Annotated in this window: 18 protein-coding genes; 9 read left to right on the top strand and 9 right to left on the bottom strand. The window is 75.2% G+C overall.

Going from position 1 to position 20,876, the window contains the following annotated elements:
• Nucleotides 1-141: 141 nt before the first annotated feature.
• Entirely contained in the window at nt 142-3,504 is a 3,363-nt protein-coding gene (gene ileS / locus Q0967_RS01130; protein WP_298747434.1) for an isoleucine--tRNA ligase, read from the top strand.
• A 21-nt stretch (nt 3,505-3,525) separates the two neighbouring features.
• Entirely contained in the window at nt 3,526-5,001 is a 1,476-nt protein-coding gene (locus tag Q0967_RS01125) for a folylpolyglutamate synthase/dihydrofolate synthase family protein (protein ID WP_298747437.1), read from the top strand.
• On the opposite strand, the gene Q0967_RS01120 is transcribed toward Q0967_RS01125, so the two are convergent.
• The 5 genes from Q0967_RS01120 to Q0967_RS01100 form a co-directional block, all read right to left on the bottom strand.
• On the bottom strand, nt 4,998-6,029 hold the full coding sequence (locus tag Q0967_RS01120; RefSeq protein WP_298747440.1) for a sucrase ferredoxin: 1,032 nt from the start codon (nt 6,027-6,029) through the stop codon (nt 4,998-5,000). The two genes, Q0967_RS01125 and Q0967_RS01120, sit on opposite strands and share 4 nt — an antisense overlap.
• The gene (locus Q0967_RS01115; protein ID WP_298747443.1) at nt 6,026-7,312 is read right to left on the bottom strand and encodes a cupin domain-containing protein; all 1,287 of its coding nucleotides are present in this window, start codon (nt 7,310-7,312) and stop codon (nt 6,026-6,028) included. Before Q0967_RS01115 ends, Q0967_RS01120 begins: the two co-directional genes overlap by 4 nt.
• On the bottom strand, nt 7,309-7,623 hold the full coding sequence (locus Q0967_RS01110) for a hypothetical protein (protein WP_298747446.1): 315 nt from the start codon (nt 7,621-7,623) through the stop codon (nt 7,309-7,311). Before Q0967_RS01110 ends, Q0967_RS01115 begins: the two co-directional genes overlap by 4 nt.
• Nucleotides 7,624-7,727: 104 nt before the next feature.
• Nucleotides 7,728-8,465, bottom strand: a complete 738-nt coding sequence (locus Q0967_RS01105; RefSeq protein WP_298747449.1) for a DUF305 domain-containing protein — start codon at nt 8,463-8,465, stop codon at nt 7,728-7,730.
• A 44-nt stretch (nt 8,466-8,509) separates the two neighbouring features.
• Nucleotides 8,510-9,142: a DUF3105 domain-containing protein gene (locus tag Q0967_RS01100; protein ID WP_298747452.1), complete on the bottom strand. Its 633-nt coding sequence runs from the start codon at nt 9,140-9,142 to the stop codon at nt 8,510-8,512.
• Between the two features lie 99 nt (nt 9,143-9,241).
• On the opposite strand from Q0967_RS01100, the gene Q0967_RS01095 reads away from it, so the two are divergent.
• Genes Q0967_RS01095 through ndk form a run of 3 tightly spaced genes read left to right on the top strand, consistent with a single transcriptional unit; the run spans nt 9,242 to nt 10,939 of the window.
• A complete protein-coding gene (locus Q0967_RS01095) occupies nt 9,242-9,625 on the top strand; it encodes a DUF4233 domain-containing protein (protein WP_298747468.1) in 384 nt (127 codons plus the stop codon).
• 3 nt (nt 9,626-9,628) lie between these two features.
• Complete coding sequence (locus Q0967_RS01090; RefSeq protein ID WP_298747470.1) at nt 9,629-10,459, top strand: undecaprenyl-diphosphate phosphatase; 831 nt, start codon at nt 9,629-9,631, stop codon at nt 10,457-10,459.
• Between the two features lie 36 nt (nt 10,460-10,495).
• Nucleotides 10,496-10,939, top strand: coding sequence for a nucleoside-diphosphate kinase (gene ndk, locus Q0967_RS01085; protein ID WP_298747472.1), 444 nt, complete (start codon nt 10,496-10,498; stop codon nt 10,937-10,939).
• Nucleotides 10,940-10,943: 4 nt separating this feature from the next.
• Here ndk and Q0967_RS01080 read toward each other — a convergent pair whose 3' ends face one another.
• From Q0967_RS01080 to Q0967_RS01065, 4 genes are read right to left on the bottom strand one after another with little or no spacing between them, the layout of a single operon-like run.
• On the bottom strand, nt 10,944-12,233 hold the full coding sequence (locus Q0967_RS01080) for a lanthionine synthetase LanC family protein (protein WP_298747475.1): 1,290 nt from the start codon (nt 12,231-12,233) through the stop codon (nt 10,944-10,946).
• On the bottom strand, nt 12,230-13,132 hold the full coding sequence (locus Q0967_RS01075; protein WP_298747477.1) for a T3SS effector HopA1 family protein: 903 nt from the start codon (nt 13,130-13,132) through the stop codon (nt 12,230-12,232). Before Q0967_RS01075 ends, Q0967_RS01080 begins: the two co-directional genes overlap by 4 nt.
• Complete coding sequence (locus tag Q0967_RS01070; RefSeq protein WP_298747479.1) at nt 13,129-14,025, bottom strand: phosphotransferase family protein; 897 nt, start codon at nt 14,023-14,025, stop codon at nt 13,129-13,131. The genes Q0967_RS01075 and Q0967_RS01070 overlap by 4 nt, the downstream gene beginning before the upstream one ends.
• Nucleotides 14,022-15,338, bottom strand: a complete 1,317-nt coding sequence (locus Q0967_RS01065; RefSeq protein WP_298747481.1) for a hypothetical protein — start codon at nt 15,336-15,338, stop codon at nt 14,022-14,024. Before Q0967_RS01065 ends, Q0967_RS01070 begins: the two co-directional genes overlap by 4 nt.
• A 171-nt stretch (nt 15,339-15,509) precedes the next feature.
• Here Q0967_RS01065 and Q0967_RS01060 point away from each other — a divergent pair, with 171 nt between their 5' ends.
• The 4 genes from Q0967_RS01060 to Q0967_RS01045 are packed head-to-tail and all read left to right on the top strand — an operon-like array spanning nt 15,510 to nt 20,869.
• A complete protein-coding gene (locus tag Q0967_RS01060; protein ID WP_298747484.1) occupies nt 15,510-17,198 on the top strand; it encodes a S8 family serine peptidase in 1,689 nt (562 codons plus the stop codon).
• A complete protein-coding gene (locus Q0967_RS01055) occupies nt 17,198-17,806 on the top strand; it encodes an RNA polymerase sigma factor (protein ID WP_298747486.1) in 609 nt (202 codons plus the stop codon). Before Q0967_RS01060 ends, Q0967_RS01055 begins: the two co-directional genes overlap by 1 nt.
• Nucleotides 17,803-18,294 (top strand): hypothetical protein, encoded by a 492-nt coding sequence (locus Q0967_RS01050; RefSeq protein ID WP_298747489.1) that lies wholly within the window; start codon nt 17,803-17,805, stop codon nt 18,292-18,294. The genes Q0967_RS01055 and Q0967_RS01050 overlap by 4 nt, the downstream gene beginning before the upstream one ends.
• Before the next feature lie 7 nt (nt 18,295-18,301).
• Nucleotides 18,302-20,869 (top strand): CHAT domain-containing protein, encoded by a 2,568-nt coding sequence (locus Q0967_RS01045; RefSeq protein ID WP_298747492.1) that lies wholly within the window; start codon nt 18,302-18,304, stop codon nt 20,867-20,869.
• Nucleotides 20,870-20,876: the final 7 nt, after the last annotated feature.

Here is a 20,876-nt window from a genome sequence, read left to right as displayed (position 1 = left end):
GGGCGACGGCGGGCAAGCGAGGTGGTACCGCGGTGCCGACCGGGCGTCATACCCCGGCAGCGTCGTCCTCGTGGCACTGGAACGACCACGACACGACCGCACGCAACGCCCGCCCCGCCACACCCCAGGAGCCGCCCACCCATGGCCTACCCCCAGTCCAGCACCTCCGCCGACGCGCTCACCCCCTCCCCGCGCTTCCCGGAGATCGAGCAGGCCGTGCTGGCCTACTGGCGCGAGCACGGCACCTTCGCCCGGAGCGTCGAGCAGCGCGACCCCGGCGAGGGCGGCGCCAACGAGTACGTCTTCTACGACGGGCCCCCCTTCGCCAACGGCCTGCCGCACTACGGCCACCTGCTCACCGGCTACGTCAAGGACGTCGTCCCGCGATACCAGACCATGCGGGGCAAGCGGGTCGAGCGCCGCTTCGGCTGGGACACCCACGGGCTGCCGGCCGAGCTCGAGGCGATGGACCAGCTCGGCATCAAGACCAAGGACGAGATCCTCGGCCTCGGCATCGAGGCGTTCAACGCCAAGTGCCGCGAGTCGGTGCTCAAGTACACCGACGAGTGGCAGGACTACGTCACCCGCCAGGCGCGCTGGGTCGACTTCGAGGGCGACTACAAGACGCTCAACGTCGACTACATGGAGTCGGTCCTCTGGGCGTTCAAGCGGCTCTACGACAAGGGCCTGGTCTACGAGGGCTTCCGCGTCCTGCCGTACTGCTGGAACGACCAGACCCCGCTGTCCAACCACGAGCTGCGCATGGACGACGAGGTCTACCAGGTGCGCCAGGACCCGGCGGTCACCGTCGGCGCGCGGCTGCTGCCGAAACAGGATCCTGCGGCGCCGGTCGATGATGTCCTGGACGGCGCGCTGGCCCTGGTGTGGACCACCACGCCGTGGACCCTCCCGGCCAACCTCGCGATCATGGTCGGCGAGGACATCGAGTATGTCGTGGTGCGGGCCCCGCTCCCCGGCGCCAGCCCCGAGGACGCCCAGGTCGGCGGCGGTGAGCGCTACCTCGTCGCGAAGGAGAGGCTCGCGGCATACGCCCACGAGCTCGGCGAGGACCCGGAGGTGCTCGGCACCTACACCGGCGCCCAGCTGACCGGGCGCTCCTACGTGCCGCCGTTCTCCTACTACCAGGGCTGGGAGCGGGCGCACCGGCTGGTCGTCGCCGAGTTCGTCACGACCACGGACGGCACCGGCCTGGTCCACACCGCCGGCGCCTTCGGTGAGGACGACAAGGTGGTCACCGACCGCGAGGGCATCGAGCCGGTCATGCCGGTCGGCCCGGACGGTGCCTTCACCGCGCCGGTGGAGGAGTACGCCGGGATGCTGGTCTTCGACGCCAACGCGCCGATCATGGACCACCTCAAGGCCGCCACCCGCAACCAGCTCGGCGGGGAGCAGCACGACACCGCCTCGGTGACCGAGGGCACCGTGCTGCTGCGCCGCGAGTCCTACGCCCACTCCTACCCGCACTGCTGGCGCTGCAAGCAGCCGCTCATCTACAAGGCGGTCTCCTCCTGGTTCGTCGAGGTGACGGCCTTCAAGGACGACATGCTGCGGACCAACGAGGACATCACCTGGGTGCCCGAGCACATCAAGCACGGGCAGTTCGGCCGTTGGCTGGAGAACGCCCGCGACTGGTCGATCTCCCGCAACCGCTTCTGGGGCAGCCCGATCCCGGTGTGGCGCAGCGACGACCCGGCCTACCCGCGCATCGACGTCTACGGCAGCCTCGAGGAGATCGAGGCCGACTTCGGCACGCTCCCGCGCGACCGCGACGGCCAGGTCGACCTGCACCGGCCGTTCGTCGACGAGCTGACCCGCCCCAACCCGGACGACCCGACGGGGGCGAGCACCATGCGCCGCGTCGAGGACGTGCTCGACGTGTGGTTCGACTCCGGGTCGATGAGCTACGCCCAGGTCCACTACCCGTTCGAGAACGAGCAGTGGTTCGAGGAGCACTTCCCGGCCGACTTCATCGTCGAGTACATCGGGCAGACCCGCGGGTGGTTCTACACCCTGCACATCCTGGCCACCGCGCTCTTCGACCGGCCGGCGTTCTCCACGTGCCTCTCGCACGGCATCGTGCTCGGCAGCGACGGGCAGAAGATGTCCAAGTCGCTGAAGAACTACCCCGACGTCCGAGAGGTCTTCGACCGCGACGGCGCGGACGCGATGCGCTGGTTCCTCATGTCCTCCCCGATCCTGCGCGGCGGCAACCTCATCGTCACCGAGCAGGGGATCCGCGACGGCGTGCGCCAGACGATGATCCCGCTGTGGAACGCGTGGTACTTCTTCGGGCTCTACGCCAACGCCGCGGGCTACGAGGCGCGCTGGTCGACCGGCTCGGGGCACCAGCTCGACCGCTACGTGCTGGCGAAGACCCGCGAGTTCGTCGAGGCGGCCCAGGCCGCCTACGACGGCAACGAGATCGCGGTCGCCGCCGAGGTCATCCGCGACTTCGTCGACGTCCTCACCAACTGGTACATCCGGCGCTCCCGGGACCGCTTCTGGGCCGAGGACCACGAGGCCTTCGACACGCTCTATACCGTCCTCGAGATCACCTGTCGCGTCGCCGCCCCGCTGCTCCCGCTGCTGACCGAGGAGGTATGGCGTGGGCTCACCGGCGGCGAGTCGGTGCACCTCACCGACTGGCCGGAGGCCGGCGACCTGCCGGCGGACGCGGAGCTGGTGGCCTCGATGGACACCGTGCGCGAGGTCTGCTCGACCACCCTGGGTCTGCGCAAGGCGCAGGGGCTGCGGGTCCGGCTGCCGCTGGCCCGGCTCACCGTCGTGACGGCCCACCCGCAGGGGCTGTCGGACCTCGCCGAGATCGTCCGTGAGGAGGTCAACGTGCGGGAGGTGGTGGTCCAGGACAGCAGCGAGGAGTCCGCCGCCGACTGGGGTGTCGAGCAGCGGCTCGCCGTCAACGCCCGGGCCGCCGGGCCCCGCCTCGGCAAGCAGGTCCAGCAGGCCATCAGGGGAAGCAAGTCCGGCGACTGGCAGGTGGCGGACGACGGCACGGTGACCAGCGGCGGGATCGAGCTGGTCGAGGGCGAGTTCACCCTCGAGACCGTCGTCGGTGACCGTCCCGGCGACGGCGCCGAGGGTGCCGGGTCGCGCGCGACCGCCATGCTCGGCGGGCCCGGCGGGGGCTTCGTCGTCCTCGACACCGAGGTGACCGAGGACCTGGCCAAGGAGGGCCTGGCGCGCGACCTGGTCCGTGCCGTGCAGGGTGCCCGCAAGGACGCCGGTCTGGAGGTCACGGACCGCATCAGCCTCACCGTCGTCGGCGACGACGAGGTGTGGGACGCCGCGATGACCCACCAGCAGCTCGTCATGACCGAGACCCTGGCGGTGCAGTTCGGCGCCGCCGGCTCGGGCACGTCCCTGCCCCCGGTCTCGGCGCGCACCACCGGCGCCTACCGTGGGACCGCCACGCTGGACGCCGGACGCAGCGTCGAGCTCATGATCGCCACCGTCGACCGCTGAGGTCAGAGGAGATGAGCACGGATGAGTGACAACTTCTTCGAGGGCGAGGACGGCAGCACCGAGCTGCCGCTCGACGCCGGCGGCGCCGTCCCGAGCGACGAGGCACCCTCCGCCCGCGGCGCGGCCGCCCCGGCGACCGACCCGGCCGACCTCGCGCGCTACGCCCGGGTGAGCGAGGACATCCTGGCCCGGACCCCCGAGCACATGCCCGAGCCCAGCCTGCACCGGGTGGCGCGGGTCATGGAGCTCATGGGCGACCCTCAGCGCACCTTCCGCATGGTCCACCTCACCGGGACGAACGGCAAGACCTCGACCGCGCGGATGGTCGAGCGGGTCCTGCGGGAGATGGGTCTGCGCACCGGGCGCTTCACCAGCCCGCACCTGCACGACATGCGCGAGCGGATCAGCACCGACGGCGAGCCGGTCTCCGTCGAGGCCTTCCTCGCCGCCTACGACGACGTGCTGCCCTTCGTCGAGATGGTGGACCTCGAGTCGGCCGCCGACGAGGACCCGGCGCGGCGCGTGCGGATGACCTACTTCGAGGTCCTCGTCTGCGTGGCGTATGCCGCGTTCGCCGACACCCCGGTCGAGGTCGCCGTGGTGGAGGTCGGGCTCGGTGGGGTGTGGGACGCCACCTCCGTCGCCGACGGCGACGTCGCGGTCCTCACCCCGGTGGCGCTGGACCACACCCGCCTGCTCGGCGACACCCTCGAGGAGATCGCCACGGAGAAGTCCGGGATCATCAAGCCCGGGGCCATCGCCGTCGTCGGGGTCCAGGAGCCCGAGGTCATGCAGATCCTCACCGAGCGCGCCGAGGAGGTCGGGGCCGACCTGCGGGCCGTGGGGGTCAACTTCGGTGTCCTGGCGCGGGAGGTCGCGGTCGGTGGTCAGCAGGTGTCGGTGCGCGGCCTGGCCGGCGACTACGACGGCCTCTTCCTGCCGCTCTTCGGCGGGCACCAGGCGCACAACGCCGCCCTGGCGATCGCCGCGGTGGAGGCCTTCGTCGGGGGAGGGGAGCAGCCCTTGTCCGACGAGGTCCTCCGGGCCGGCCTGGCCGACGTGTCCTCGCCCGGGCGCCTCGAGATCGTCCGGCGCTCGCCGACCGTCCTCGTCGACGCCGCGCACAACCCGGCCGGGGTGGAGGCCCTGGTGGAGGCGCTGCGCGAGTCCTTCACCTTCACCCGCCTGGTCGGCCTGCTCGCCGTCCTGGAGGACAAGGACGTCGAGCCGATGATCCAGGCGCTGGAGCCGGTGCTCGACCACGTCGTGGTGTCGCGCACCACCTCGTCGCGAGCCATCCGCCCGCACCGCCTGGGCGAGCTGGTGGCCGAGTTCTTCGGCGAGGACCGGGTCACCGTGGTCGCCGACCTGCCCGACGCCCTGGACGTCGCGGCCGGTCTGGCCGACGACGGCGGGGTCGGCGGCGCCGTCCTGGCCACCGGCTCGGTGACGACGGCCGCCGAGGTGCGCGAGCTGCTGGGGCTGACGACCGGCTAGCGCAGGTCCGGCGGGACAGACCCGGGCGCGGCGCTCCCGGGGACGGCCTCGGACGCGGCGCTCCCGCGGAAAGCCTCGGGCAGGGCGCTCCAGCCGACCACCTCGGGCACCCGGACCGACCCGGCCTGGGCGGCACGACAGGTGAGCCGCTGGGCGGGGGCCAGGCGCTCGACCCCCGAGGCGCGCCAGAGCCCGTGCCCCTCGACTGCCACGTCGGTGCGCCACCGGGCCACGACGTCCTCGGTCCCGGCGACCGCCCCGTCCCCCTCGGCCGGGGGCAGCACCTGGGGCGCACCGACCGGCCGCACGCCGTCCCAGGGCACCGCCCAGCGGCCCAGGGCGGCGACGACGGCGCTCTGCACCCGTCGGTCCTGGCCGATGCGGCCGCGCAGGTGGTCCACCGCCGGCGTCCCCGCCCGGTGCCCGCGCACGACCCCGGCGGCCTCGTCGGCGTCGAGCCCGCCGTAGCACGCGCCGTCGGGCAGCATGAGCAGGTTGGCCGCGAAGCGGTCGCCCCCGGTGTGCGAGCACTCCCAGACCTCGGCAGGCCAGATCTCGCCGAGGGCGGCGGCCACCGGCCGCCCGCGCACCGCGCAGCACACGTCCTTGCGCCCGTGGGTGCAGACCAGGAGCAGCTGCTCGTCGACCACGCCCGGGCCCTGAGCAGCGACCCCGGCGACCCCGGCGAGCGCCGAGGTCGCCGCCGCGCGGAGATCGGCACCGGTGGACCACGTGCCACCCACCACCCGGGCGCCCGGGGTCGCCGCGGGGTCCACGGCATACCACTGCCAGGGCCCCTCGGGACGATGCTGCCCTCCCGGTCGCCGGACGAGCAGCAGCCGGGCCGAGCCGGTCGTCATCACCCGGACGAGGTCGTCGCGGACCTCCGCCGGCAGCGCCGCGATCGCGTCCGCGGGCCAGCCGCCCGGCACCTCGACGAGCAGCAGCCGGGGTTGCGGGGGAGCGGTGCCCAGGACCGGGTCGCCGCGCTCGCGGGCGGCGTCGGAGCAGCGGAAGGACTCGGTCATCCGGTCCGGCCGGTCGGGCCCGGCAGCCCGGCGACCCCGCGGCGCAGCAGCCCGCGCCCGAGCTCGAGCGCCGCGTCGTCGTCCAGGCCGGCGAGCGCCCCGAGGTCGCGGACCACCACCGGCTCCGCCTCCAGCAGCCGCTCCAGCGCCGGCCGGTAGGCCGCGGGCAGGGTGAAGGTGGCGACCCGCGAGATCAGGCTCACCCGGCCGCCGTCGTCCCGCAGCGCGGGCTCGAGGTGGCGGCGGAGCACCACGGCGTCGTCCGCGCGCAGCTGCTCGGCGGCGGCGGCCTGGGCCACCGGGCGGACCGGAGCCGGGCGGGTGCTGCGCCGGTGGCCGGTCTCCAGCGCGGCGGCGAGGTCCTCGGCGGGCAGGTCGCGCAGCCGTCGCAGGAGGGCGGCCCGGACCTGCTCGACGTCCTCGCCCCAGCCGTCGGGGGAGGAGAGGTCGACCCCCAGCGGCAGGCTCTGCCGCACGCCCGCCTCGTCGCCGAGACCGGCACCCACGAGGTCGAGCGCCGTGCGCGCGACGTGATGCCGGGTCCAGGCGTGCACCCCGATGGTGAGGTGGGCGCTGACCTCACCCATCGCCCGGGCGGAGTGGATCCAGCCACGGGGCAGGTAGAGGCAGTCCCCGGGACGCAGCGTGGTCTCCAGGAAGGCCGGCTCCTGCGCGCGGGCGCCCACCTCCTCGCGGCGGTCGGTCCACGGCTGGCTGCGCAAGGGCTGCGGCAGGACGGGCTCGCGCAGGGACCACCGCTTGGTGCCGGAGACCTGCAGCACGAAGACGTCGTGGACGTCGTAGTGGTCGTCGAAGCCCTGGTTCGCCGGGGGTGTGATGTAGGCGTTCACCTGCACCGGGCTGCCGAGGTCGTCAGCCAGGTCGGCCGCGAACGCCCGGATCGGTCCCCACGTCCGGTGCAGCCCCTGCAGCACCAGGGTCGACCCGTCGGCAAAGTGCCGGAGCAGCCGGGTGTCGTCGACCTGGTCGGGCATGCCGGCACCCGTACCGCCGGAGGAGGTGAAGGTGGACTCCGGCAGCGTCGAGCCGTCCTTGGCCACCCGCAGGAAGGGGGTGCGCAGCGCGCGGTCGGAGACGAGCTCGTCGACCGCGTCGAGGGAGAACAGGTCCGCGAACTCGTCGCCGTCCCGCTCCTCGACCGCGGCGAGGTGGAGGGTATGCCCCCAGTGCTCGCGGGCGAAGGTGTCGGCGTCGAGGCGGCCCAGGAGCCGGGTGAGGGCCGGTCGCCCGGCCCTCACCACGTGCGGTCGTGCGTCGGTCACTCGGCGGGACCGTCGGCTCCGCCGTCACCACCGGCACCGGCGTGACCGTCCGCGCCACCGTCGGCACCGCCGTCACCACCGGGGCCCGCGTGGCCGTCGGCGCCACCGTCGGCTCCGCCGTCGCCACCAGGTCCGGCGTGACCGTCCGCGCCACCGTCGGCACCTCCGTCGCCACCAGGTCCGGCGTGGCCGTCGGCGCTGCCGTCGGCTCCACCGTCACCACCGGGGCCGGCGTGGCCGTCCGCGTCGCCCGTGCTCACCGGGCCCGCCTCGGGGACGTCCTCGAACGGGTCGTTGTCCTGCGTGCTCATCGCATCCACCCTCCAGTCGTGGTGGGGCTGCGGGTCCGCAGCCCCGGGTCGAGCATCGTCCGTGCTCGGGCGCCCCGCAACCGCAACCGGGTGACGCGCGGCCGTCAGTGGTCGTGCCCGCCGGTTCCAGGGGCAGGTGCGGGGGCGTCTTCGACCTGCGCCTCCTGCGCCGCGAGCCAGGCGTCGACGTCCTCACGGGGCGTGGCGTCGCGCTCGGCGAGCATGTCGCGCATGAGGATGATCTCGCCCTCCTGCGCGTCGACCATCTTCTGCGCCGCCAGCAGCACCTCGGGCTGCGTGGCCTGCGCGACGGCGGCCTCGGCCATCTCCACGCCCGAGATGTGGTGGGTCGTCATGAGCTGGAGGAAGAGCACCTCGGCCTCCTCGCCGGAGGCGTCGGTGAGCTCCTGGATCTCGGTGGGCGACGCCATACCGGGCATCGGCACGCCCTCTGGGAGGTCATCCATGGCCGCGTGGTCGTGGCCCGCCATGCCCTCCATGGACATCCACGCCATCCGCTCCTCGCCGCGCGCGAGTGGCAGCCCCCAATCCCGTAGCCACGTGGCCATGACGCCCCGCTCCGCGGACTGATTGGTGCCGATGTCGACCGCCAGCCGGCGGACGTCCTCGTCCTCGGTGCGCGGGATGACCAGCATCGACATCTGCACCGCCTGGGCGTGGTGCTCGCTCATGTCACGGGCGAAGCCCGCGTCCGCGCCGTCGTCGGGAGGGGTCCGCTCACCGAAGGCCAGCCACCCCACGAGAACCCCGAGGCACAGGGCGACGACGGTCACCACCGCGAGCGCCGGGGCGCCGAAGGTGCGCCAGCGGTCCCGCGGCATGGTGTCGGCTACCGACCCCTTCTGCTGCTCGACCGCAGGATGACTCACTGACGCGCCACCAGGTCGGTAGTGGTGCCGTTGGTGCAGACACCGAGGGGCTCTGGCGTGTCCGGGCTCTGCTTGTACTCCCGGATGAAGGCCTGCAGCGTTCGTTCGTCGACGGTGTCCAGAGTCAGCTGGTGGTCCCATGCGGTGGCAACGACCGCGCTCTCCTGGTCGGCGAGCGGGCTGACCAGCATGTAGTCCTCCCCGCCGAGTTCGGTCAAGATGTCGATCTGGTCGGCTGGGAGATCCGGGCGGTACGTGAGCCACACCGCCCCGTGCTCCATGGAGTGCACGGCGTGCTCGTTGGGGATCTCCTCGGCGTAGACCCCACAGTTCCACCACGCCGGGTGGTGCGGGCCGCCGACTGGTGGCGTCTGGTCGTACTCGATCGCCTCGTTGACGTGGTTGGCCCCGGCGTTCTCGAACTCCTCCACCGCTGAGAGGTCACCCAGCGCCGGGGAGTCGCGGACGACCGCGAAGACGACGGCGCCGACGATGAGCACCACCACGGCGACCGCGGACCCCCAGATGAGCGCGCCGCGGCGCCGCTCGGCGGCGGCTCCCGCCTTCTGGATCTTGGCCGCCTTGGCGGCACGGTCGGAGGCCGCGGGGGTGCGGTCGGGTCGGGGCATCAGGGCGCTCCTGGTCTGCGACGGGCCATGGTGTCGACCTCAGGGTATGCGGTGGTGCTGGCGGGTTGCTGAGAGGCCACCCAGGCGTGGTCTGGGAGGATGACCGGCGTGACTCCCGGCACCCTCACCCGACGTCTGTGCGCCACGACGCTGCTCGCGCAGGCCCTGTCGGTCTTCTTCGGCGCCCTGGTCGTCTGGCGGCTGGGGCAGACCACCGACGACCCCCGGGCGGGTGCCTACCTCTGGGGCGGGCTGGCGCTGACCGCCCTGTGCGTCGTGGCCGCCGGGGCGATGCGCAGCCGGTGGGGGGTCGCCCTCGGCTGGCTCGCCCAGCTGCTCACCCTGGCGACCGGGCTGCTGCTGCCCGCGATGCTCGTGGTCGCCGGGCTCTTCGGCTTCCTGTGGTGGCTGTGTCTCACCCAGGGCATCCGGATGGACCGGTTGACCGCGGAGCGGGCCGCGCAGGACGAGGAGGGGAGCTGACCGATGGACCTCCTGAGCGCCGTCGTCCTGGGGATCGTCCAGGGCCTCACCGAGTTCCTGCCGATCTCCTCCAGCGCGCACGTCTCGATCGTCGGTCGGCTTCTCGGGCAGGAGGACCCGGGCGCCGCCTTCACCGCCATCACCCAGCTCGGCACCGAGGCCGCCGTCCTGCTCTACTTCTGGCGCGACATCGTGCGGATCGTCCGGGCGTGGTTCGCCTCGCTCGCCGGCCGCATCCCGCGCAACGACCCGGACGCGGTGCTCGGCTGGTGGGTCATCCTGGGCACCCTGCCCATCGGCATCCTCGGGCTGCTCCTGCAGGACTGGATCGAGACCGACCTGCGCAGCCTGTGGCTCACCGCCACCATGCTCCTGGTCTTCGCGCTGGTCATCCTGGCCGCCGAGCGCGTGGGGCGCCAGGAGCGCGAGCTCTCCGAGCTGACCTGGCGCCAGGGCCTCGGGTTCGGGCTGTGGCAGGCGCTGGCCCTCGTCCCGGGGGTCTCGCGCAGCGGGGGCACGATCGCCGGTGGTCTCTTCATGGGCTTCACCCGGGAGGCGGCCGCCCGCTACTCCTTCCTCCTGGCCATCCCCGCGGTCTTGGCCTCGGGCGGGCTGCAGCTGGTCAAGGTGGCCACCGGCGACGCCATCGGCTCCGGCACCGGCTGGGGCGCGATCGGTGTGGCCACCGTCCTCGCGTTCGCGGTGGGGTATGCCGTGATCGCCTGGTTCATGCGCTACATCACCACCCACACCTTCACCCCGTTCATGGTCTACCGGATCGTCCTGGCGCTCGTGCTCTTCGGGCTGCTCGGTGCCGGGGTCCTGCAGCCCTGACCCGGGGGGCGCCGGGCACGGCATACCCTGGTCCCCGTGACCGACACGACCCCGCCCCAGACCGAACGCTCCCTCGTCCTCGTCAAGCCGGACGGCTACCGTCGCGGACTGTCGGGGGAGGTGCTGCGCCGCATCGAGGCCAAGGGCTACACCCTCGCCGCCCTCGCCGTCGTGAGCCCCTCGCGCGAGCAGCTCGAGGCGCACTACGCCGAGCACGAGGGCAAGCCGTTCTACGAGCCGCTGCTGGAGTTCATGTCCTCGGGCCCGGTCACCGCCGCCATCATCGAGGGCCACGGCTGCATCCCCGGCTTCCGGTCCCTCGCGGGGGCGACCGACCCGACCGCGGCCGCGCCGGGCACCATCCGCGGCGACCACGGTCGCGACTGGGGGCTCAAGGTCCAGCAGAACATCGTCCACGGCTCGGACAGCCCGGAGTCGGCGGACCGCGAGATCGCCATCTGGTTCCCGGCCCAGGGCTGACCGCTCAGACCGGGACGCCGAACAGCCCCGGTGAGGGCAGCCCGAGCTCGGGACGCGCCAGCCGGGCCAGGACGAGCGCCGTCCCCGACAGGCCCTGGAACAACCCGTAGCCGCCACGGGTCCGCTGCCCCGTGGGCCACAGGTGCGGGTCCTCGCCGAGGAGCGCGGCCACCTGCAGCACCGCCTCGCGGGCGGCCTCCAGGTGCACGGTGTCGCCGTCTGCCGCCGCCGAGGCCAGGACGTCCAGCGGACCCCCGAGGCCGTGGCACAGCGTCAGCCCGGCGTCATGGGGGTCGACCCGGACCGACACCGGCCCGGTGTCGGCCAGCTGCCGGCGGGCCGCCTCGGCCATGAGCTCCACCTGCTCGCGGCACAGCAGGAGCCCCGCGTCGGCCTGGCTGCGCAGCGCCGTCGTGGGCACCCCGAGGTCGACGCCCGCGTCGGCCAGCCGGCCGAGCTCCAGGCGGACGGCGGTGACCCCGGCGGCGCCGTGGCACCACAGGACGGGGTAGGCCGGGGGCTCGTCCCGCAGGTCGGGCCACCCCAGCACCCGGTCGACCCAGGCGCTCTCCCAGAGCCAGGTCCGCAGGAACCGCTCGCGCGCCGCGCGCGCGAGAGCGGGGGCCGGATCCGTCGCCAGCCAGTGACCGAGGGCGAGCAGGACGCCGCTGCTGCCGTGCGCCAGGCCGGTGAGCGGCCGGGCCGCCGCCCCGTGCCCGTCCGGCGGCCCCGGATGGCACCATCCCTCCCCGTCGGCCCGACCGCAGTCGAGCAGCGCGCGCCCGACGGCGGCCGTCCCCCGGGGTGACGCACGAAGCCCCACCGTCGCGAGCAGCAGCCCGGACAACCCGTCGAGGTGGTCGGCGGAGCCGGTGAGGGACCCGGGTGCGGGGGCGGCGGCCGGCGCCCCCGTGAGCGCGGCCCGCACGAGGGCCACCCCGGCAGCGCCGTCCAGGAGTCCGGCGGTCCCGGGCGCACGCGCGGGGACGGCGACGGCTGCCCGGGCGAGGGCGAGCGCCTCCTCGGGCCGGGAGTGCAGGGGCGCCAGGAGGCTCAGCGCCCACGCGACGCCGGCGTCGCCGTCGTAGACCTCGGGCCCGGCGACGTGCAGGGCGGTGGTGGCGGCGTCGGTGCGCGACCAGGTCACCCAGCCGACCCGGCCGCCGTCGTGCAGGGTGGCGTCCACGACCGCCTGCGTCGCCGCCCGGGCGAGCGTCTCCAGGCTGCTCGCCGCGCTGCTGGCGACGTCGGTCCCGCCCCCGCCGCGGTGCGGGCTCGTCCGGGGCGCGCTCACGACGCCGACCCCGCCCGGCGCAGGTGCGGCCGCCGGTCGTCGAGACCGGCCTCGCGCAGCGCCCGTCGGGCCATCGGCTCGGCCTCCTGCGGGCGCCCGGCCTGCTGCCACGCCGTCAGCCCCCGGGCCAGTGCCGCGCACCGGTTCTCCCCGAAGCTGGCGCCGTCACCGTCGTCCTGCGCCCAGCCGAGGCCCGGGGCGTGCACCCGGGTCAGCGGTGGCGTGTGCGGCTCGAGCCACCCGCGCGTCGCGTCCTCCAGCGCCGCCAGCGCGGCCGGCGCCGCCGGGTCCGGGACGTAGACGACGACCCGGTCCGGGCGCGCCAGGGCCGCGTCGTCGACGGCGCACTTGAGCAGCCACGCGCCGCGCAGCGGCACGAGCGCCTCGACGGCCCGACCGACCACGTGCACGAGGTGGTCCAGCCGGGGGCAGAGGTAGACCCGGGTCAGCGGACCGGGGGGTGCGGGGTGCACCCACCCCGTGGCCCAGGTGCGCCACCACGAGTCGGTCAGGACCGGGCCACCGACGGGCGGCACCAGGACCTGCTGGCCCTCGCGGGGCGGCAGCGAGGTCCTGGTCCTGGCGGTCTCCCCGGGGTCCGACGGACGGGTCCACCGGCCGGGCAGCACGGCGTGGTGGCGGCCACCGGGGTCCCGGACCACCAGCCCCCCGCCCGGGTCGAGCCGCCGGACCGTGACCGCCCGCCACCCGCCCACGGCGAGGAGCCGGGCGTCCAGGAGCCTGGCCAGGGGAGGCCCGACCGGCTCCCGCGCGGGCGTGACCGGCGCGGCGTACCACTGCGCGTAGAGGCGACCGGCCAGCTCACCCGGGTCGCTCACCCCCGGCGCGGTGCCCGCGACCCGCGTCGCCTCCAGCAGCGCCTGTCCGACGGTGCTCATGAGGCGAGCACCTGCTGGAGGTGCCCCCACGACACCAGGTCGCTCAGCGCGGTCCGGGTGTCCGCCATGACGTCGTGCACCCACCGCAGGGCGTGGTCCTCCACCCCCGGTCCGGCGCCGGCGGCATAGGCGCCCAGCAGCGCCCGGCGGGCCGCCTCGACGTCCACCGGGGTGAGGCAGTCGTCGAGGATGCGCAGCGCGCACACCAGGTCCCAGGAGGGTTCCCCGAGGCCGCCGTCCTCGAGGTCGACCAGACGGGCGACCGGCCCGTCCGGGTCCCACGCCACCAGGACGTTGTCGGCCGAGAGGTCACCGTGGACCCAGCTCCGATCACCCCACCGCCGCGCGGCCGCGCGGGCGAGCCGGAACTCCTGGCCCCCCTCGTCGAGCACCCCGTCCGCGAGCAGCGCCGCCGCCGACCCCGGGGGCGCGCTGCGCACGCTCGCCGGGACCTGCCCGCTCATCGGCCACGGTCGGGTCGCGCGGGGCAGGGACGTCGCCACGGGCACCGGGTGGTGGTGGAGGGCCGCGAGGGTCGCCCCCAGCGCGTGGGCCACGGGGACCGGGTGGTGGGGGAGGGTCTGGTGCAACGGGGCCCCGGGGACCGCGGCGGTCCAGACCGCCTCGTCGTCGGCGTGCAGCAGCCCGGGCACCGGCCCACCGCGCAGCGCCCCGAGCACCGCGGCCTCCTGGGTCACCGTCGCCAGCCCGTCGGTCGCCGTCGCCTGGCCCTGCTGCTTGACGAAGGCCACCGGGGTCCCGCCCACGTCGAGGCGGTGCACGAGGTTGCTGCGCGAGCACGGCACCAGCCGTACCTCCCCGTCGAGCACGCCGGCGCAGGCGACCACCCCCTGCGTGATCGCCTGCGCCAGCAGGGCCGGGGCGCTCCTCATGCGAGCGGCCCGTCCTGCTCCGCCTCGTCGAGCTCCTGGGCGACCTGGTCCAGGGCGGCGTGGTAGCCGGCCCACCAGGAGGCGTCGGCCACCGGGTCCTCGTCCCAGCCCTGCTCGTAGGGGTTCTGCCAGCCACCGCACACGCGGCTGACGGGCGGGCAGAGGCGGCTGTCCGGCGGCAGGCAGTCCGGCACCCGCGTGAGGCGGACCGGAGGGCAGTCGACGAACGGACGGGTCCGCAGCACCGGCGGGCAGCTGACCCAGGGCCTGGTGACCCGCGCCCCGGGGCACCACGGCTCGCTGCGCGTGGGGCACAGCACGGTGATCCTCGAGCGCAGCGGCGGCGGCAGCACCGTCCGCGGCGGGTTGAGGGCGACCTCGAGCTCGGAGAGCACCGAGGCGATCGGGTTGGCGAAGGTCAGGCTGCCGTCCCGGGCACCGGCGAAGAGCAGCCCGACCACCTGGCGGCTGCCGTCCATGACGACCGAGCCGGAATCGCCCCGGTCCGAGAACCGCGGTGACCCGGCGGCGGGCCGGACGGAGACCTGGTGGCGGAGGGTCCGCATACCGACTCCGTCGCCGTAGTCCAGCGTCACCGTCGCGTCCACCGACACCACCTCGCCGTGCGTGTGCTCGGTGGTCCGGCCCCGCTTCTGGACCGCCATACCGACCACGGCGGCCGTGCTGCCGCCGACGGCGCCGATGTCGACCACCTCGTCCGCCCAGGTCTCGTCGGCGTCCAGACGCACCACGGCGCCGTCCACCTGCTCGGAGATCAGGCCGCGCGTCAAGGTGCCCACCTGGTCGGTCGCCGGGTCACCGCTGTCGAAGCGCCCCGGCTGCAGGACGGACTCGCCGGCCGCCCACGATGTGTCCACGCAGGCCACGTGGAAGTTGGTGAGCAGGCTGACCGCGCCGGTGCTCGTGTCGCGCACCAGGGCGCCACCCGTCCCCGCGTTCTGGTGCCGGGCCGGGCCGATGCTGATGCCGCCCCGGATCGTCGTGTGCGTGCTGGTGTCGCTGAGCGGGTCGCCCGCGTAGAGCCCCGGCCCGCCCTGCAGCTCGATGACCAGCTCCTGCACGTCGGTGGGGACGCCCTCCACCTCGGCCGGGACCTGCTGGCCCTTCGGGACCCGGGAGGGCGACTTCTTGGCCTCGACGTAGACGACGATGCTCAGCTCCCCGGTGGGCTTGCCGTCGCTGATCTTCTCGCCGATGTCGACGCCGACGACCCCGTCGAGGGCGAGCAGGTCGTCCTCGATCTGCTCCTTCGTGGGGCGGATCCGTGCGGCGGCTACCGCGTCGTGCTCCATGGCTACCTCCTGGGCTCGGGGTGCCGGACGGCACCAACGGGGGTCCAGAGCGGCCGACCGGCGCGCAGATACGTCACGATCGGATGTATCTGCGGGCGCTGGGGGTTCTCTGAACGCCACCTGACCCCTAGGCTGGGCCCCGCAGGGACCGAGCCGGCACAAGGAGGCCCCATGCCCGACGTCGAGCCCGTCGACCTGCACCTGCCCGGTTCCCTGCTCCGCCGCCACGACGCCCGCGTGCTCGACCCGGCGACCGCACCCCGTGAGGAGGACCCGCGCAGCGGCAGGCGGATGCCCGCCCCGTCGGCGACGGCATACCTCAACACCCGGCTGCTCGTCGCGGGACTGCTGGGGGTGTCCGCGGCGGACCGCATCGAGGAGCTGCAGCGGGTGCTGCGCGAGGCCGGGTATGCCGTGACGCTGCGCCCCGACGCCGCCGACGAGGCCTTCGGCCGGTGGCTGCTCCTCGCGGTCGAGTCGGGCGCCGAGCCCGGCGCCGGGAAGGACGTCGAGCAGGTGCGCGCCGGGCCGATGGACCCCGACGACCCCGTGACCCGCCTCGACCCCGGGCTGCGGGTGGGCTCGGTGAGCGTGGCGGAGCTGGACGCCGGGTACGCCTCCCGCGTCTACGTCGTCGCCGACGCCCGGGTGGAGGAGCCCGACCCGTGGTCGCTGCTCCTGGCCGCGCGCGCCGCCGGGCTCGAGGACGTCGACCTCGAGCACCTGGTGCTGCCCGGGGGCGGCGGGCTGTACTGGGGCGGCCAGGGCGGGGGGTTCTACTGGGGCGGCCAGGGTGGCGGGCTCTACTGGGGCGGCCAGACCGGGGTGCCCGGCATCGCGCCCGACCGTACCCCCGTGCAGCTGGCCCTGCCCGACCCCACCCGTCCAGGGCGCGCCCGCCGCGCCCCCGTCGTCGTGGTCCCCGACACCGGTCTCGGGGAGCACCCGTGGTTCACCGGGTCCGACCTCGCCGTGCAGCAGCGCTCGCTGCTGGGCTGGCCCGTCCTCCCGGACGGCCGTCCGGCACCGTGGCCCGAGGGCACCGGCGTCGAGAACGAGCTGACCGGCGCCCTGGACCTCCTCTCCGGGCACGGCACCTTCGTGGCCGGGGTCGTGCGTCAGGCGGCCTCGGGGGCCCGGATCGTGGCGCTGCCGGTGCTCGACTCCGCGGGGCTGGCCGCCGAGCAGGACGTCACCCGCACCCTGGCGGTCCTGCTGGTCCTGCACCACATCCACCAGGACCGGGGCCGCGAGGACTTCGACGAGGCCGGCGGCGTCGTCGACGTGCTCAACCTGTCGCTGGGGTTCTACCACCAGGACGGGGAGGTCTCCGAGCACCCGGTGCGCCGCCTCCTGGACCTCTACGGCCGGGCCGGCGTCGCCGTGGTGGCCGCGGCCGGCAACCAGGCGACCACCACCCCCATGTACCCCGGCGGCTGGGCGGTGGGGCCGGGGGCGGCCCTGGACGCCGACCAGCCGGTGCCGCTGGTCTGCGTCGGGGCGCTCAACCCCGACGGGCGCACCGTGGCGATGTTCAGCAACGCGGGGCCGTGGGTGACCACGCACCGGCCCGGGGTCAACGTGGTCAGCACGCTGCCCGTGACCTTCGACGCCTCGGCGCAGGCCGACCGCTCCACCCCCGGCCCGCACGGCGGTCCGGACCGTGCCACGCCCGACCCGGACGACCTGCGCGGCGGGTTCGGCGTGTGGAGCGGCACCAGCTTCGCCGCCCCGTGGCTGGCCGGCCAGCTGGCGGCCGACCTGGCCGCTCAGCGGGCGAAGGAGGACCTGAAGGATGCCCCGCAGGACATGCGCCGACGGGCCACCGGGGCCCTGCAGCGCCTGCTGAAGGAGACGTGATGCTGACCGACCACGACCCCGACGTCGGGACCGACCGGGACCGGCCCTCCCTCGGTCAGCAGGCCGGCGCCTGCTTCCACCGCTACCGCGAGGGCCAGGACCAGGCCCTGGGCGAGCTGGTCGACCTGGTGACCCCGCTGCTGTGGAGCGTCGCCCGCGCCCACGGCTGCGACCGGGACGTCGCCGAGGACGTCGTCCAGGACGTGTGGATCCGGTTGGTCGAGCGGGCCCGGGACATCCGGGAGAGCGAGGCGGTGCTCGGGTGGCTGGTCGTGTCCGTCAAGCGGGAGAGCTGGCGCACCGCCAAGGTGTCCCGCCGCACCCAGCACGACCCCACGGGGACCGTGGACCCGGGCGGGGCCGACCCCGGCCCCGAGGCGCTCGCGGTCCTCACCGAGCGGCAGCAGACCCTGTGGGCGGCCGTGCAGGGGCTCCCGGAGCGGTGCCGGCAGCTGCTGCGCATCGTCGCCTTCTGCGACCGCCCCGACTACGACGAGATCTCGGCGGCACTGGACATGCCCCGGGGGAGCATCGGCCCCACCCGGGGACGGTGCCTGGACAAGCTGCGGCGCTCGCTGGCCGCCGACGAGAGGTGGGCAGGGCCATGAACGACGACCGCGAGACGAGGGGACCCGGTGCCCAGCCGTGGGACGAGGGCGACGTCGCCGTGCTGACCGAGCTGCGGGAGACCGTCACCCGGCTGGACCCGTGCCCCGCCGGGCTCACCGAGCGGATCGCCTTCGCCCTCACGGTCCGGGCGCTGCACGCGGAGGTGGCCGAGCTCACCCGGGCGCCCCTGGCGCTCACCCGGGCCGACGACGACGAGCCGGACCAGGCGACGACGGTCACCTTCAGCACCGACAGCGTCAGCATCATGGTCACGGTGACGGCCGAGCGCGACGGGACCGCACGGGTCGACGGCTGGCTCACCTGTGACGTCGAGGAGATCGAGCTGGCGCGGCCCGACGGCCGCTCGGAGCAGGTGCCGGTGCACGACGGGCGGTTCGTGCTGGCCTCCGTCAGCTGCGGCCCGGCCTACCTCGTCGTGCGTCCGCCGGGGGGCCGGACGGTCATCACCCCGACGTTCACCCTCTGAGGCAGGGATGCCCCGAGCAACGGCCGCCCCGGCCTCGGTCGGGTCGCTCTTCGTCCAGGGCCGGTCGGCGAACGTCGAGGGCCGGCCGGCGGAAGGGGAGAGGATGCTGCGCCGCGCCCTGCGGATGCTCCACGAGCAGCGGCCCGCGCGGGTGGAGGGCGTGGAGTCGGTGGTCTCGGGGGACGCCGCGGCCTCCGAGGCCGAGGTGCGGCTGCTGCTGTCGTTGAGCACCTCGCTGGTGCAGCGGCACGGTGCGGGGAGCGCCCTGGAGGCGGCCGGTCGCGCGCTCGAGCTGGCCGAGGGCCTCGAGCCCGAGGTCCGGGTGGTCCTCGTCGCGAAGTGCCGCCTGCAGCTGGCGATGATCCACGGTCGCACCGGGCAGACGGGCACCGCGCTGGAGCACCTGGAACGGGCCCTGACCAGCATCGACCAGCTGGGTCCGGCCGACCGCTTCGAGCTGCTGCTCTCGCGGGGGGCGGTCCGGAGCGACGGTCCGGACCCCTCGAGCGCCGAGGCGGACTTCGCCGAGGCCGCGCGCATCGCCCGTGAGCACGACCTGCCGGTGCAGGAGTTCATGGCCCGGCACAACCTGGCGCAGACGGTCGCCCTGTCCGGCGACCTGCCCCGGGCCCTGCGGCTGTACCGCGACATCGAGCGGCTCGGCCAGGGGGCGTCGCGGGCCGTGGCCCTCCACGGGCGGTCCCGGACCTTGCTCGACTCCGGCCTCGTCGACGAGGCCCGCGACCTGCTCCTGCGCGCCGCCACGGAGGCCGAGAGCACGGGGCAGCGTCTCGTCGCCGGGGAGATCCAGGGCGACCTCGCCCTGGCCGAGCTCGTCGAGGGGAGGCACGGGGAGGCGGCCGAGGTGGCGGCCCGGGCCAGGCGGCTCCTGCAGCACCGGGCCCCCGGTCTGCGACGCCGCGCGGAGCTGGTGCTGCTCGACGCCCGCCGACGGCGCGGTGACCGCCTCGGGGACGTCGCGCGGCGCGGACGGGCGTTGGTCGAGGCCTTCGACGCCGACGGCGACCGGGTCGCCGCGGACCTGGCGCGGCTCGTCGTCGCGGAGACCGAGGTCGACCGCGGGCGGACGGTCGAGGCGGTGCGGCTGCTGCGCGCCACCGCCGACCTCACCCACGTCGGGTCGCTCAGCACCCGGCTGCGGGCCCGGGGCGTGCTGGCCGCGGCGGCCCGGGACGCCGAGGACGCCCCCACGGCGCGCCGCCACCTGCGGGCCGCCCTGGCCGACCTCACCGAGACGCTGGCCGGCAGCTCGAGCCTGGAGCTGCGGGCCGCCACCCACCTGCACGCGCAGGACCTCGCCCGGCTCGACCTGGCCGTCGCGCCGGACGCCCCCCGCGAGACGCTGCTCGCGGTGGAGCGCTGGCGCGAGGCCGCGAGCAGGTCGCCCGCCGTCCTCCCGCCGGCCGACCCCGAGCTGGCCCGACGCACGACGGTGCTGCGCCACCTGCGGCACCAGGTGCGCGAGGACCTGGACCGGGCCCACCGGATGCGCGGCCGGCTGCGGGAGCTGGAGCGCTCCGTCGCGGCCCTCTCCTGGTCCGCGCCGGGCCAGGGCGGACCCCGCGGGATGGTCACCCGGGAGGACCTCGCCCGGTCCCTCGGGTGCCTGGCCGAGCGGGAGACCTCGCTGGTGTGCCTCGTCGAGGCGCAGGACCGGCTCCTCGCGGTGGCCGGCACCGCCCGTCGCCTGCGCACGGTCGACCTCGGACCACTGGCGCCGGCCCTGGAGGAGGCACGCGTGCTGGCGGCCGACCTCGAGACCGGGGCCCGGGCCTGCGGCGGGCCGATGGAGCAGACCCTGCAGCGCTCGCTGGAGCGATCCGCGCGGGCCCTGGACGAGCGGGTGCTGCGCCCCCTGCGGCTGGAGGGAAGGGTCCTCGTCGTGCCCGTCCCGGCGCTGGCCTCGGTGCCGTGGGGCCTGCTGCCCAGCCGCCGCGACCAGCCGACCCCGGTCGCCCCGAGCGTCAGCGCCTGGGCCAGGGGCGGCACCGAGGTGACCGCGCCGACGGTGGCCGCCCTCGCCGGCCCGGAGCTGGGTCGCGCCACGCACGAGGTGGACCGCGTGGCGGCGGTCTGGCCGCAGGGCCGGGCGCACCACGAGACCTCTGCCGCGGAGCTCGCGGCGGCGCTCGGGCGGCACGACCTCGTCCACGTCGCCGCGCACGGCCGGCACCGGGACGACAGCCCGATGTTCTCCTCGCTGTGGCTGGCCGACGGCCCCTACTTCCTGGCCGACCTGGAGCGCCAGCCGCGGCGCGCGTCCCACGTCGTGCTCTCGGCCTGCGACTCGGGCCGGTCGCGCCACCGCGGCGGTTCGGCGGCGCTCGGTCTGGCGGCCGGCCTGCTCTGGCTGGGGGTGGAGAGCGTCGTGGCGGCACCCTGCCGGATCCCCGACGAGGTGGCGGCGGACCACCTGCCGCGCTACCACGAGCTGCTCGCCCGGGGGCTGCCCGCCGACGAGGCGCTGAGCAGCGCGGCCACCCGGGCCCACCCGCTCGCGGGGGCCTTCGTGGCGTGGGGAGCCCCCTGGAGCGCCACCCCGGTCGGTCCGTGACGCTGCG

Origin of the sequence: uncultured Serinicoccus sp. (genome assembly GCF_947500995.1) — a bacterium.
In the GTDB taxonomy this organism is placed as follows: Bacteria; Actinomycetota; Actinomycetes; order Actinomycetales; family Dermatophilaceae; genus Ornithinicoccus.
The sequence above is the reverse complement of the archived record's forward strand: the minus strand, read 5'-3'. Positions and strand labels throughout refer to the sequence as shown.

Excerpts from the sequence above, each read along its gene's own strand:
- ileS (WP_298747434.1), top strand. The coding sequence starts at position 142 with ATGGCCTACCCCCAGTCCAGCACCTCCGCCGACGCGCTCACCCCCTCC.
- Q0967_RS01125 (WP_298747437.1), top strand. The coding sequence starts at position 3,526 with ATGAGTGACAACTTCTTCGAGGGCGAGGACGGCAGCACCGAGCTGCCG.
- Q0967_RS01120 (WP_298747440.1), bottom strand. The coding sequence starts at position 6,029 with ATGACCGAGTCCTTCCGCTGCTCCGACGCCGCCCGCGAGCGCGGCGAC.
- Q0967_RS01110 (WP_298747446.1), bottom strand. The coding sequence starts at position 7,623 with ATGAGCACGCAGGACAACGACCCGTTCGAGGACGTCCCCGAGGCGGGC.
- Q0967_RS01105 (WP_298747449.1), bottom strand. The coding sequence starts at position 8,465 with ATGCCGCGGGACCGCTGGCGCACCTTCGGCGCCCCGGCGCTCGCGGTG.
- Q0967_RS01100 (WP_298747452.1), bottom strand. The coding sequence starts at position 9,142 with ATGCCCCGACCCGACCGCACCCCCGCGGCCTCCGACCGTGCCGCCAAG.
- Q0967_RS01095 (WP_298747468.1), top strand. The coding sequence starts at position 9,242 with ATGACCGGCGTGACTCCCGGCACCCTCACCCGACGTCTGTGCGCCACG.
- Q0967_RS01090 (WP_298747470.1), top strand. The coding sequence starts at position 9,629 with ATGGACCTCCTGAGCGCCGTCGTCCTGGGGATCGTCCAGGGCCTCACC.
- Q0967_RS01075 (WP_298747477.1), bottom strand. The coding sequence starts at position 13,132 with ATGAGCACCGTCGGACAGGCGCTGCTGGAGGCGACGCGGGTCGCGGGC.
- Q0967_RS01070 (WP_298747479.1), bottom strand. The coding sequence starts at position 14,025 with ATGAGGAGCGCCCCGGCCCTGCTGGCGCAGGCGATCACGCAGGGGGTG.
- Q0967_RS01065 (WP_298747481.1), bottom strand. The coding sequence starts at position 15,338 with ATGGAGCACGACGCGGTAGCCGCCGCACGGATCCGCCCCACGAAGGAG.
- Q0967_RS01060 (WP_298747484.1), top strand. The coding sequence starts at position 15,510 with ATGCCCGACGTCGAGCCCGTCGACCTGCACCTGCCCGGTTCCCTGCTC.
- Q0967_RS01055 (WP_298747486.1), top strand. The coding sequence starts at position 17,198 with ATGCTGACCGACCACGACCCCGACGTCGGGACCGACCGGGACCGGCCC.
- Q0967_RS01050 (WP_298747489.1), top strand. The coding sequence starts at position 17,803 with ATGAACGACGACCGCGAGACGAGGGGACCCGGTGCCCAGCCGTGGGAC.
- Q0967_RS01045 (WP_298747492.1), top strand. The coding sequence starts at position 18,302 with ATGCCCCGAGCAACGGCCGCCCCGGCCTCGGTCGGGTCGCTCTTCGTC.